Here is a 12,170-nt window from a genome sequence, read left to right as displayed (position 1 = left end):
GCCGCCCGCGCGGGGCGTCGGCGCCCTGCCCGCGCGGGAGGGCCTGCGGCTGCGCGCCCGGTGGGTGCAGGAGTTCCAGGCCCGGCTGGTGCGGGAGGCCGCTTCGCGCCTGGCGGCGCGCGGCACGCTCGCCGACGCCTCGCGGATCGCGCTGCTGCGCTGGCCGGAGCTGGTCACGGCCCTGGACGGCGGCCCGCTGCCCGGCGACCTGGCCGAGCGGCTGCCGCGCCCGGAGTCCGCGCCGCTGCCCGACGCCTTCCGGCTCGCCGAAGGCGGCGTCGTCGTCCCCGAGCGCGGCCCGCGAGCGGCCGGCCGGGCCGACGGCGCCGGGCGCGGCGCGTCCGCGGGCCGGGCCACCGGCACCGCCTGGGACGGCTCGGGTCCGCGCCCGACGGACGCCGTGCTGGTGGTGCGCACCCTCGACCCGGGCCTGGCCCCGCTGCTGCCCTCCCTGAACGGTCTCGTGGCCGAGACCGGCAGCCCGCTGTCGCACCTGGCGGTGCTCGCCCGGGAGTTCCGCGTGCCGGCCGTGGTCGGCGCCGCCGACGCCGTACGCCGCTTCCCGCCCGGCGCCCGGCTGACCCTCGACGGCACCAGCGGTGACGTGACGTCGGCCGACGCGCCGCGCCGCGGGGGCGGGGAGGCGGACCGGTGAAGTACCTCGCGCATCTCTTCGGCGGCGTGGCCGCGCTCGGCGCCGGCGCGTACCTGGTGATCTACCTCTACCGCTGGCAGTGGCAGCGGGCGATCCTGTGCGGCGTCCTGCTGCTGGTCGTGGAGGTGCTGCTGGTCGGCCTCGCCGTGCTCGGCCGGATCTCCCGTCTGGAGCGGCGCATCGACGCGGGCCCGGCCGACGGCAGGCGGCAGGCGGACGTGCTGGCCCGGCTGCGGCAGACGGACGGCGGCCGCGACGGCGCGGCGTTCACCGGTGGCCGCCCGCGCTTCCGGTGGCTGGACGACCCGGCCGACCCGGGAGCGGGCCGTACGCACGTCTTCGTACCCGTCCTCATGGTCACGGGCGTGCTGCTCTCCGGCCTCGCCTGGCTGGTGCAGCGGGTCGCCGAGGCCACCGTGCGGCCCGGCGCCGAGCGCCGGCTCGCCGGGAGCCTGGCCCCGCTGGCCGCGCCGGCGTACCCGGCCGCGGGCGGCGGCGACCCGGTGGAGCTGGAGCACCTGCCGCTCCTCGCTCCCCGGCCCACCCGCAGGCGCTGGCTGCTGGCCGGCGGCGCGCTCGCGGGCCTGGCCGTGCTCGGCGCGCTGCTGGCGGGGCTCGCCGACCTGACGCAGACCCGCGAGGACCACGAGGAGCGGGCGGCGGCCACCTCCATCCTGGTCAGGGTGAAGGTGCGCGGCGACGCCTCGGACGGCCGGGCGGACCTGGCGGCCCGCCAGCTGTGGGAGCGGTGCCGCGACTCCACGTCCGTGCCGCTGCGGCACGCCGCGCTGGGCGACCTCGGCGACGGACTGTACGCGGGCGTGGTGCGCCCAGGGCTCGGCGGGCACGACCGGATGCGGCTGCGCGGCTGCCTGGAGGACACCGGCGTCGACCGTACGCACTTCACGGTCCTCGGCATCGGGCAGACCGATCCGGACGACGACTAGGGACACCAGGGCGGCGACCGGCGGCGGGCTTCCCCGGCCGGACCGGCGGCGGGCCTCCCGGCCGGGAGGCGCTTTTGGCCAGGGTGCTGCCCGGAGCTGTGCGCGCGCAGCCCCGGGCAGCGCACACACACGCGGCGCATATCACATCGTATCGACCCAGACAGGGCAGGCAGCCGTTGCCCGAAAGCGGACCTCCGGCGTCCCGGGCCGCGGGTAGGATGCGAGTTCCGTCCCCGAGTCACCCCTGGGCTCCTTCCATGGCCGTGCCGACCCTCCCCGCCGACACCGCTTCCCGTGCGCCCCGCGCCCCGCGCCGCCCGCTGCGCACCGCGTCCCGGATCCTGGTGGGCTGCGTCCTCGGCTACGCCGTGCTGTGGGCGTCCGGCGCCCTCGGCATCCTCGTCGTCTCGCAGTGGGCGCGGTCCGCCACGCGACCGCCGTCCGGCACCGAGGACGTGCGGGGCATCCACCACTTCCAGCCGGTCGACGCGCACGGCCGGGTGTGGCGCGGGTCCGCGCCCACCCCGGAGGGCTACCGCCAGCTGGCGCGCCGTCACTTCACCACCGTCGTCGACCTGCGCGCCGAGGACCTGTCCGCGCGTCGACGCGCCCTTCCCGAGCAGGCCGGGCTGCGCGTCGTCCGGCTGCCCATCAGGGACGGCCAGACGCCCGAGCCCCGCCAGGTGGAACGGTTCCTCACCGTGGTCCGCCAGGCACCCGGGCCGGTGTTCGTGCACTGCGGCGCGGGCGTGGGGCGTACGGGCACGATGGCCGCGGCGTACCTGGTGCGCACCGGCCAGGAGACAGGCCTCGCGGCCGCGCGCCGCAACCTGGCCGTCGGCCCGCCCTCGATCGAGCAGATCTACTACGCGCTGAACCTCACCCCGCACCACGACGCGCAGCCGCCACTGCCGGTGGTCGCGCTGAGCCGGGCCGTCGACGCGCCGCGCCGCGTCTGGTCGTACTTCTGACCGCACGTCCGAGCTGTCCGGCTTCCGTACCCGCCGTCGGGGCGCGGCCGCGCGCCGCGGCTCGCCGCGCCCGGCCGATCACCTCGGAGGAAACATGGCAGTGACGCTCGCCGACGTCGCCGCGCGCGCCCGGGTCTCGCCGGCCACCGTGTCGCGCGTGCTGAGCGGCAAGTACCCCGTCGCGGAACCCACCCGGGCGCGGGTGCTGCGCGCGGTGGACGAGCTGGAGTACGTGGCCAACGGCCCGGCGAGCGCGCTGGCCGCCGCCACCTCCGACCTGGTCGGCATCGTCGTGGCCGACATCGCCGACCCCTTCTTCGGCATACTCGCCGGGGCCGTGCAGTCCGAGATCAGCGCGGCCGGCCGGGCGGGCGGCGCCGGCGAGAAGCTGCCGGTGGTGTGCAGCACCGGCGGCCGCACCGAACGCGAGCTGACCTGCCTCACCCTGCTGCAACGGCAGCGCGCCGCCGCGGTCGTCGTCGCCGGCGGCGGCGCCGAGCGGCCCGAGGACGCCGCCGCGGTGGCCGCCAAGCTGGCCAGGCTCGCCGCGTCCGGCACCCGGGTCGTGCTGTGCGGGCGGCCCCCGGTGGCGGACGCCGTGACCCTCGCGTTCGACCACCGGGGCGGCGCGCGGCGGCTGACGGAGCACCTGCTGTCCCTCGGGCACCGCCGCTTCGGGTACGTCGCGGGGCCGCCCGGGCGCACCACGACCGGCGACCGGCTGGCCGGCCACCGCGCGGCGCTGGCGGCGGCGGGCGTGGGCCACAGCGCCCGGCTGGTCCTGCACGGCCCGTACGACCGGGCGTCCGGCTATGCCGCGACGGTGGAACTCCTGCGCCGCGACCCCGGCCTGACGGCCGTCGTGGCCGCCAACGACACGGTCGCGCTCGGCGTGTGCGCGGCCCTGCGCGACCAGGGGCGGCGCGTACCGGGCGACGTGTCGGTCGCGGGCTTCGACGACCTGCCGTTCAGCCGGGACGCGGCCCCCGCGCTGACGACCGTACGGCTGCCGTTGCGCGAGGCGGGGGCACGGGCCGGGCGGCTGGCGCTGGGTCGCGAGGAACGCCCGCCCGGCGGGGTGGCGACCGTGCGCGGCGAGCTGGTGGCGCGGGCGTCCACGGCCCCGCCCCGGCCCCAGGGCGGTGACGCGGACCGCGCCAATCGCCTGACGCCGATCACTTGACGCCGATCACTTGACGCAGAGCAAGTATAGGATCAATCACAGCCTTGCCGACGGAGCGGGGCGAGGCGAGGGAGGGTGCGGGGTGGGCGTACGGGAGGATCTGGACGCGGCGGTGGGCGAGGTGCGCGCCTTCAACCGGCTGTACACACGTGTCATCGGCGCGCTCGACTATCCGGACAGGCTCAGCACCCCGTACACGCTCAGCGAGGCCCGCATCCTGTACGAGCTGGCGCAGCGCGAGCGCACGCACGTGTCGCGGCTGCGCGAGGACCTGGGGCTGACCGCAGCCCATGTCAGCCGGACGCTCACCCGCTTCGAGGAGCGGGGCCTGATCACCCGGGAGCGCCACCGCCGGGACGCGCGCTTCGCGCAGGTGCTGCTGACCGCCGAGGGCCGGGCCGCGGCCGCCGATGTCGACGCGCGGTCCCGCGAGTCGGTCGCCGCGACGCTGCGCGCGCTGGCCCGGACCGACCTGCGCCGCCTGCGCGAGGCGCTGCGCACGGCGCACGAGGTCTTCTCCGGCAGGCGGGGGCGGGACGACGCGGACGGCGGAGGCGATTTCGACGGGGTGCGGCTTCGCGAGCCGCACCCGGGCGACCTGGGCTGGATCGTGCAGCGGCACGGCGCCCTGTACGCCCGGGAATACGGCTGGAACGCCGAGTTCGAGGCCCTCGTCGCCCGTATCGTCGCCGACTTCGGCGCGGGCCACGACCCGGCGCGGGAGCGGGCGTGGATCGCCGAGATGGGCGGGCGGGCCGTCGGCTCGGTGCTGTGCGTGCGGGACGAGGCGCCAGGCGCGGCCCGGCTGCGGCTGCTGCTGGTGGAGCCCGAGGCGCGCGGTGCGGGCCTCGGCGAACGGCTGGTGCGCGCGTGCGCGGACTTCGCGCGCACGGCGGGCTACGGGGAACTGGTGCTGTGGACCAACGACGTCCTGACCGCAGCCCGCGCGATCTACGAGCGGGTGGGCTTCGAGCTGGTCGCCGAGAGGCCGCACCGGAGCTACGGCGCCGACCTCGTCGGCCAGGACTGGCGAATGGACCTGACGTGAACGGCGGACGGCAGGGGCGCGCGGCGCCAGGACATCCGGAGACGGACGACGGCGGGCACGACTCCGGACACGGGGCCGCCCCCGGGCACCACTCCAACGCCGGGCAGGAGACCGGCTCGGGGCAGGAGACCGGCCCTGGGCAGGAGGCCGCCCCCGGGCAGGCCGTGTGCTGGGAGGAGGGCGGGCAGGCGCGGCAGGCCCGCTGGCGCTCCGAGAGCGGGGCACCGCCACCGCGGCGGGTCGCGGTCGCGGACGACCGGATGCCGGCCGAGGTCGCCTACCGGCTGGCCTGCGAGGGCACGTCGCTGCTGTGGCGCGGCGACTTCCACGGCGCGCGCCAGTTGCTCGGCGCGATGACCCGCCGAGCGGCCCGGGGTCCGCGGCGGTCGCGCGGCGCGCGGCGGGTGGCGGCCGGCCCGGCCGAGGCGTTCCACCTGCACCGCCAGGAACAGGGGCGGCGCGCCCGGGTCCTGGGCATGCTGCTGGTGCCGCTGGACGCCGACTGGTCGGTCCCGCTGCGCCGGGCGCCCGACGTGCGCCGGGCCTGCACGGAGGCGTACGGTCCGGCGGACGGGCCCTCGCTGGTGTCGCTGCGCGAGCTGCTGGGCGTGGTGGGCGCCCACGAGTGGCGCGCGAAGGGCGTGCCCGTCCCGGCGCTCGGCGGCGACCGCGTACATCCGTACTACGGCGTCTTCTCGCCGGTGCGCGGCGAATACGTCGACCTGGTGGCCCGGGCACCGCTGCCGGGCGGCCGCCCCGCGCTCGCCTACGACATCGGCACCGGTACGGGCGTGCTGGCGGCCGTGCTGGCCCGGCGCGGCGTCGGACGCGTGGTGGCCACCGACCAGGACCCGCGGGCGCTGGCATGCGCCCGCGACAACCTCGCCCGGCTCGGACTCGCCGACGCGGTCGAGGTGGTGCGGGCCGACCTCTTCCCGGCGGGCCGCGCCCCGCTCGTCGTGTGCAACCCGCCCTGGCTTCCGGCCCGTCCCAGCTCGCCGGTCGAGCGGGCGGTCTACGACCCTGGGAGCGGGATGCTGCGCGGCTTCCTCGGCGGCCTGGCCGCGCACCTGGCCCCGGGCGGCGAGGGCTGGCTGATCCTGTCCGACCTGGCCGAGCACCTGGGCCTGCGCACGCGCGCGGAACTGCTCGGCCTTGTCGACGGTGCGGGCCTGCGGGTCGTGGACCGGCTCGACACCCGGCCCGTCCACCCCCGCGCCGCCGACCCGTCCGACCCGCTGCACGCCGCCCGCGCCGCGGAGGTGACCTCGCTGTGGCGGCTGGCCGTCCACGACTGACCGCACCGTCCCCCGACCAGGGAGGCCTCGCGTGAAGCTCGCCTTCTCCACCCTCGGCGTGCCCGGGATGCCCGTCCGCGACGTGGCCCGGCTCGCCGCCGCCTCCGGCTACGACGGCGTCGAACTGCGCGCCCACCCCGAGGAGCCGGTGCACCCGGGCCTGGCCCCGGCCGAGCGGGCGTCGGCCGCCGGGGAGTTCCGTCGGGCCGGGGTGGCGGTACTCACCGTCGCCGGCTACGTACGGGTCGCCGAGGCCGGGACGGACGAACCGGTCCTGGTCGGGCTGCGCGAACTGGTGGACCTCGCCCACGACCTCGGCGCAGCCCACGTGCGGGTCTTCCCCGGCGGCGGCGGTCCACACGGCCCCGAACCCGATCCCGAAGCCGACGCCAGGGCCGCCCGGCGCCTGGCGGCCACCGCGCCGTACGCCGCCGGGCGGGGCGTGCGGCTGCTGCTGGAGACCCACGACTCGCACCGCACCGGCGCCGACGTGGCTCGCGTCCTCGGCCTCGTGAGCACCCTGGCCCTTCCGCCCGAGCCCACCGCTCCGCCCGAGCCCGTGAGCCCTCCCGAGCCCGCCAAACCGGTCCTGCCCACGCCCGGCCCGGGACAGCCGGGCCCACCCTCGCGCGGGCCGGGACTGCCGGCCGCGCCCCCGGCCGACCCCGGACTGCCGGCCGCGCCGGGCACCGTGACCGGCCGGGCCGCCGGTCCCGCCGCGCGGCGGCGGGCCGTCGGCGCGCTCTGGGACGTGCTGCACCCCTGGCTGGGCGGGGAGGAGCCCGCCGCCACCTACGCGGCGCTCGCCCCGCACCTGGGCTACGTCCAGGTCAAGGACGTCGCCTCGGTCGAGGACACCACCACGCTGCCGCTCGGCGCGGGGACGCTGCCGCTGGCCGCCTGCCTGGCGCCGCTCGTCCGGGCGGGCTGGGACGGCTGGCTGTGCTGGGAGTACGAGAAACGGTGGTACCCCCGCGCGGCGGACCTCCCGGACCTGCTCGGCCCGGCACGGGAGCACCTGCTTCGGCTGCTCCGCGGGGCTCGGGCCTGACCACCCGGGCCGCCCGGCCCCCGGCCCACCGCCGAGCCCCGGACTCCAGTCCCGACCCCGGACTCCAGTCCCCGCTCGCCCGGCCCCGCTCGCCCGGCCCCGACCGCCCGGCCCCAGCCTCTCTGGACGGCCGCCGCGCCCGTTCCCTCGCCCCGTCCTCCCTCCTTTCCCGGATGCCGTTCGGACGGGCCCGGCCGGGGAACCGTCCGGCGGCGGTCTCCGTCTCATCGGCGTGCCGCTGGAGAGTCAGCCGCGGATGCGGAGTCAGTCACGCTGCTGGCTGCGTCGCTGACCACCCCTCTTTTGCCGCCCGCGGCCAGTGGCGCCCGCCGCCGACGCGTCCCCTTCTACAGCGTCGGCGGCGGCCCTCTGCCACGGTCGCCTGAGACCACCGAACGACCGCCACGCCCCGTCAGCACGCCTGCCCCGGCGGCCCGGCCGCGAGGGCGCACCTCCGCGGCCCGGGGCCGGGACGGGAACGGGCGCCCGGCGGGCCCCGCCCCAGCCGTCGCCCGGCGACGGCCCCCGGCCAGCGGGACGGACGGCCTTCACACGGCGAGCCGACTACGGCCTGAGAGTCGGCTCCCGCTGCGCACCGCGCCCGTCGAGCCTGGCGTCGTACGCGGCGAGGGGCCTGGCCACGGCGTCGCCCTCCCGGACGGCCGCGGGCTCCACGCCCGCCCACCGCAGCACGTCGGCGGTGGCCTCCGCCTTCTCGTCCGCGGACAGCTGGGAGATGTTCGACCCGTGGTTGCCTCCGGGCACGGTGAACACGTCGCTGTCCTCGGCGCCTCTGCCGAGCCGGAAGGGTTCGGCGCCCCACGGGTCGTTCTGCCCGTACACGAACAGCATCCGCCGCGCGTGGTGCCGCACCCAGGTGTCGACGTCCCGCATCGCATGCGGCCGGAACCGCATCGGGATGTCACGCGGCACGTAGTTGCGCGGGTTGTAGATGCCCGGGTAGCGCAGCAGGCCGGTGAGGTGCGGCGTGGCGAAGGTGGGAGCTCCCAGTTCGGTGCCCGCCTGGTAGTAGTACGGCGTGTAGGGCTCCAGTCCCTGGTCGGTGTAGAACTCGAAGCCCGAGATGTCGTCGATGAAGGTGTACAGCTCGTCGGTCGACGCGGTGGCGGCGGGCACGTCGGTGCACTCCGCCTGGCGGTGGTACTGCCAGAAGGCCCACTCCAGGTCGAGCACCACGTTCTCGTATGCCCTGTCGGCGCTGCCCACGACCGAGAAGGTCAGGCTTTTGGAGTCGGCCCACGACTCGTAGCGGGCGACCAGGGCGTCACGCCGGACCAGGGCCTCGCGCTGTACCGCGTCCAGCTTGGCGCGGCACTCGGCCGTCCCGACACCGGAGAAGAAGCGGTCGTAGGCGGAGTCCTCTTCGTTGTCGATGTCGTTGGGGGCGACGTAGGCCACGGTGCCGGCCATGTCGCGCGGGTAGAAGCGGCGGTAGTAGGTGGCCGTCATGCCGCCTTTGCTGCCGCCCGTGGCGAGCCACCGCTTGCCGTAGATGCCGCGGAGCGCCTGGTAGAGGCGGTGCTGGTCGCTGGCCGCCTGCCATATGTCGAGCTTGGACCAGTCGGCGGGCTGGGGACGGGAAGGGGTGAAGAAGCGGTATTCCAGCGAGACCTGGTTGCCGTCGACGATGCGCGTCGGCTCGCTCCGGCTGGGGTTGGTGCTGACTCCGTAGCCCGAGGTGTAGAACACCGTGGGCCGGTCCGTGGACTTGTGCAGCAGGGTGAACCGCTGAGTGAAGGTGCCCTGGTACGGGTGGCGGTGGTCGATGGGTTGGGTGTAGCCGAGGATGAGGTAGCGGTATCCGTCGTAGGGCTTCTCCTCGATGAAGCTCATACCCGGGATAGCGAGGATGCGGTCCTTGATGTCCGGGCTGCCGGGCTCCGGACCACCGGATCCCGGTGCGGCCGCACCCGCGGCCGCGCCGCCGGTCGCCACGGTGGCCGCGAGCACCACCAGCGCCAGCAGCCATCTGAGCGTCGTACGCATGTGTCCTCCCCCTTCGTGCGCATAAGTCGCGTGAGTCGCACAGGTATCCGAGAAGCTATCCGGCCCCAGGCGTGACCGCCAGACCTGCCCTCGCGGCGATTACTACGGACAGTTATCTACGCCACCCCCTTTCGTAGCGGCGCGTGATGGCCCATGCTTCTTGTATGGACGGAGACGAACGGCGCGAACGCGCACAGCGGGCCGAGCGGCTCAAGCGGTATCTGAGCGACCTTCAGCAGCGGATCGACCCGCGCTCTTTGGATCTGCTCATGCGGCTCCTACACGAAGTGAGCACCTCGCCGGCAGTGCGCGGAGGAACGTACGAACTCGGTATGGGACCTGAGGAGAAGGAGCTGTTCACGCCTGCCCTGCAGGCGGAACTGCTGGTGCTCTTCGGCCTGCTGACCGTGCAGGACGAACGGGTGGTGGTCGATCTCGGCGACAGCCCGCACGCCAAGGGCGTGAAAGTCCTCGTGCCCCAGGACCGGGCGGACGACCCCGACTTCCTGCACCGCCAGAAGCAGCGGGTGGCAGCGGAGGCGGAGCAGCGGGAGCGGGACCGGCTGGAGGTCGAGGGAATAGCGAGGGCGAGCGGCATGGAGCCATGATGTCACGCTGCGTAACATAGAGTCAAGCACTCTGCGTAATCACCCGCAGGCTCGACGTGCGGCATCCTGCCGTGCGATCGAACCAGCCGCGGAGGATCCGGCGGACCGCACAGGTCAGGGCACAGTGTCCGGCGTCTGCCGGCCGCACGGCGGAGCAGGAGCGCACCGGAGTGCCGACCGGCGCCGGTCGGGCCGGGAGGCCGTCCCGCCGGCAGGCGCCGGCAGGCGCCGGGACGTGACGGGCCTCCGCCTGAACGGGTCCCCGAGCCTCGGCGGGCCCGCGACGCGGATCCCCGCCCGGGCACGGGGACCCGTTCAGGCGGTGGCCCCGCCCCCGGGCACGGGCCNGCCCCGCCCCCGGGCACGGGCCCGCCCGGACCCGGGATACGCCCGGACCCGGGATACGCCCGGACCCGGGATACGCCCGGACCCGGGACGCGCCTAGGCACCCGCCGGAGCGGCCTCGCCCGTGAACGCCTCACCGGTGAAGGTGCGCCACAGCTCGGCGTACCGGCCGTCGCGGGCGAGCAGGTCCTCGTGCGTGCCGTCCTCGACCACCCGCCCGCGGTCCAGCACCACCACGCGGTCCGCCCGGGCCGCCGTCGTCAGCCGGTGCGCGACGAACAGCGTGGTCCTGCGGCCCGCGAGGCGCTCGGTGGCCCGGTTGACCAGGTCCTCGGTCGCCAGGTCGAGAGCCGCCGTCGCCTCGTCGAGCAGCAGGATGTCGGGGTCGACCAGTTCGGCCCGCGCCAGGGCGATGAGCTGCCGCTGCCCGGCCGACAGGTTTCGCCCGCGCTCGGCGACCTCGTGCAGGTAGCCGCCGTCGAGCGAGGCCACCATGGCGTGCGCGCCGACCGCCCGCGCGGCCGCCTCCACCTCCGCGTCAGTCGCGTCCGGCCGCCCGTACGCGATGGCGTCACGCACCGTCCCGGCGAACAGGTACGGCTCCTGCGGGACCACGCCCAGCCGCCGCCGGTAGCCGCTCAGATCCAGTTCGCGCAGGTCGGTGCCGTCGACCCGGACGGTGCCCGAGCTGGGGTCGTAGAAGCGGGCGACGAGCTTGACCAGGGTGGACTTCCCCGCTCCGGTCTCGCCGACGAAGGCGACGGTCTGCCCGGCCGGAATGTGCAGGTCCACGCCGGTCAGCGCGGGAGTCCGCTCGCCGCCGTCCCCGCCGTACCGGAAGCCGACGCCCTCGAAGGCGATCTCCCCGCGCAGCGTCGGCACCCCGCGCGGGTCGGCGGCGGCCGGGGTGGTGGTCGGCTCGCGCAGCAGCTCCTGGATGCGCCGCAGGGACACGGCGGCCTGCTGGTAGCCGTCGAAGACCTGGGAGAGCTGCTGGACGGGCGCGAAGAACAGGTCGATGTAAAGCAGGTAGGCCACCAGCGCGCCCGCCGTCAGGGTCCCGTCGCCGACCCGTCCGGAGCCCACGATCAGCACCAGCGCGGCGGAGACCGAGGACAGCAGCTGGACGAAGGGGAAGTAGACGGATATCAGCCGCTGGCCGTGCACCCGCGCGCTCCGGTACGCGTCGCTGCGCGCCCCGAACCGCTCGCGGCCCGCGCGCTCGCGCCGGAACGCCTGCACGATCCGCAGGCCCGCCACCGTCTCCTGAAGGTCGGCGTTGACCAGGCCGACGCGGTCCCGCGCGAGTTCGTACGCCCGTACGCTGCGCCGCCGGAAGACGACCGTGGCGGCGGCGAGGAAGGGCAGGGTGGCGAAGACCAGCAGCGCCATCGGGACGTCGATGGCCAGCAGCGCGACGAGTATCCCGAAGAAGGTCAGCAGGCTGACCACGGCGGTGACCAGGCCCGTCTGAAGGAAGGTGGACAGGGCGTCGACGTCCGTGGTCATGCGGGTCATGATCTTGCCGGTCAGCTCACGCTCGTAGTAGTCGAGGCCGAGCCGCTGGAGCTGGGCGAAGATCTTGACGCGGAGGCTGTAGAGCACCCGCTCGCCGGTCCGCCCGGTCAGCCGCGTCTCGCCGAACTGCGCGGCCCACTGCGTCAGGACGACGAGCAGCGCCACCCCGGAGGCCGTCCACACCGCGCCGAGCGCGAGCCGCCGCACGCCGTCGTCGATGCCGTGCCGGATGAGGACGGGCAGCAGCAGTGCGGCGACCGCGTCGGCCGCGACCAGCAGCAGGCTGACCGCCAGCGGCGTGCCGAAGCCGCGCAACAGCCGCCGCAGGCCGTACGCGCGCTCGGGGCGCGCGGCCTGTGCCTCGTCCACGTCGGGGGTGTCGGTAGCGGGCGGCAGCGCGGCGACCTTGGCCGACAGGTCGGCGGTGGCCGACGCTCCGGCGCGCGCGGCCGTGCCCGGGCGGCCCGCCACCGGCTCCCGGCCGGGGATCGGCGGCGGGCCGTCCCCGAGCGTGGGACGCGAGCCGTCCCGGGCCGCCG

At 76.1% G+C, this 12,170-nt stretch carries 10 protein-coding genes; 8 read left to right on the top strand and 2 right to left on the bottom strand.

Annotation, left to right across the window (positions count from 1 at the left end; translation table 11 throughout):
* The 7 genes from RKE29_RS22225 to RKE29_RS22195 all read left to right on the top strand — a co-directional run.
* On the top strand, positions 1-655 hold a 655-nt coding region (locus RKE29_RS22225), incomplete at its 5' end, for a PEP-utilizing enzyme (protein ID WP_312007313.1).
* Positions 652-1,602 (top strand): hypothetical protein, encoded by a 951-nt coding sequence (locus RKE29_RS22220; protein WP_312007312.1) that lies wholly within the window; start codon positions 652-654, stop codon positions 1,600-1,602. The genes RKE29_RS22225 and RKE29_RS22220, both read left to right, overlap by 4 nt.
* A 257-nt stretch (positions 1,603-1,859) precedes the next feature.
* Positions 1,860-2,573 (top strand): dual specificity protein phosphatase family protein, encoded by a 714-nt coding sequence (locus tag RKE29_RS22215; RefSeq protein ID WP_312007310.1) that lies wholly within the window; start codon positions 1,860-1,862, stop codon positions 2,571-2,573.
* 94 nt (positions 2,574-2,667) lie between these two features.
* Positions 2,668-3,756, top strand: coding sequence for a LacI family DNA-binding transcriptional regulator (locus RKE29_RS22210; protein WP_312007309.1), 1,089 nt, complete (start codon positions 2,668-2,670; stop codon positions 3,754-3,756).
* 82 nt (positions 3,757-3,838) lie between these two features.
* Positions 3,839-4,804 (top strand): bifunctional helix-turn-helix transcriptional regulator/GNAT family N-acetyltransferase, encoded by a 966-nt coding sequence (locus tag RKE29_RS22205; protein ID WP_312007308.1) that lies wholly within the window; start codon positions 3,839-3,841, stop codon positions 4,802-4,804.
* Between the two features lie 164 nt (positions 4,805-4,968).
* Positions 4,969-6,102 carry a class I SAM-dependent methyltransferase gene (locus tag RKE29_RS22200; protein ID WP_312007314.1) on the top strand — a complete coding sequence of 378 codons (1,134 nt, stop codon included), beginning with the start codon at positions 4,969-4,971 and terminating at the stop codon, positions 6,100-6,102.
* Between the two features lie 31 nt (positions 6,103-6,133).
* Complete coding sequence (locus RKE29_RS22195; RefSeq protein ID WP_312007307.1) at positions 6,134-7,153, top strand: sugar phosphate isomerase/epimerase; 1,020 nt, start codon at positions 6,134-6,136, stop codon at positions 7,151-7,153.
* Between the two features lie 564 nt (positions 7,154-7,717).
* Here the strand turns inward: RKE29_RS22195 and RKE29_RS22190 are convergent.
* Complete coding sequence (locus tag RKE29_RS22190; RefSeq protein ID WP_312007306.1) at positions 7,718-9,160, bottom strand: S28 family serine protease; 1,443 nt, start codon at positions 9,158-9,160, stop codon at positions 7,718-7,720.
* A 164-nt stretch (positions 9,161-9,324) separates the two neighbouring features.
* On the opposite strand from RKE29_RS22190, the gene RKE29_RS22185 reads away from it, so the two are divergent.
* A complete protein-coding gene (locus RKE29_RS22185; RefSeq protein ID WP_312007305.1) occupies positions 9,325-9,768 on the top strand; it encodes a hypothetical protein in 444 nt (147 codons plus the stop codon).
* Positions 9,769-10,209: 441 nt separating this feature from the next.
* On the opposite strand, the gene RKE29_RS22180 is transcribed toward RKE29_RS22185, so the two are convergent.
* Positions 10,210-12,170: ABC transporter ATP-binding protein (locus RKE29_RS22180; RefSeq protein WP_312007304.1), on the bottom strand; the 1,961-nt coding region annotated here is incomplete at its 5' end.

It is taken from the genome of Streptomyces sp. B1866 (assembly GCF_031932565.1).
In the GTDB taxonomy this organism is placed as follows: Bacteria; Actinomycetota; Actinomycetes; order Streptomycetales; family Streptomycetaceae; genus Streptomyces.
This window is presented reverse-complemented; position numbering and strand designations above follow the sequence as displayed.

Bases quoted from the DNA above. Each gene is read 5' to 3' on its own strand.
- RKE29_RS22215 (WP_312007310.1), top strand. From the start codon at position 1,860: ATGGCCGTGCCGACCCTCCCCGCCGACACCGCTTCCCGTGCGCCCCGC.
- RKE29_RS22210 (WP_312007309.1), top strand. From the start codon at position 2,668: ATGGCAGTGACGCTCGCCGACGTCGCCGCGCGCGCCCGGGTCTCGCCG.
- RKE29_RS22190 (WP_312007306.1), bottom strand. From the start codon at position 9,160: ATGCGTACGACGCTCAGATGGCTGCTGGCGCTGGTGGTGCTCGCGGCC.
- RKE29_RS22185 (WP_312007305.1), top strand. From the start codon at position 9,325: ATGGACGGAGACGAACGGCGCGAACGCGCACAGCGGGCCGAGCGGCTC.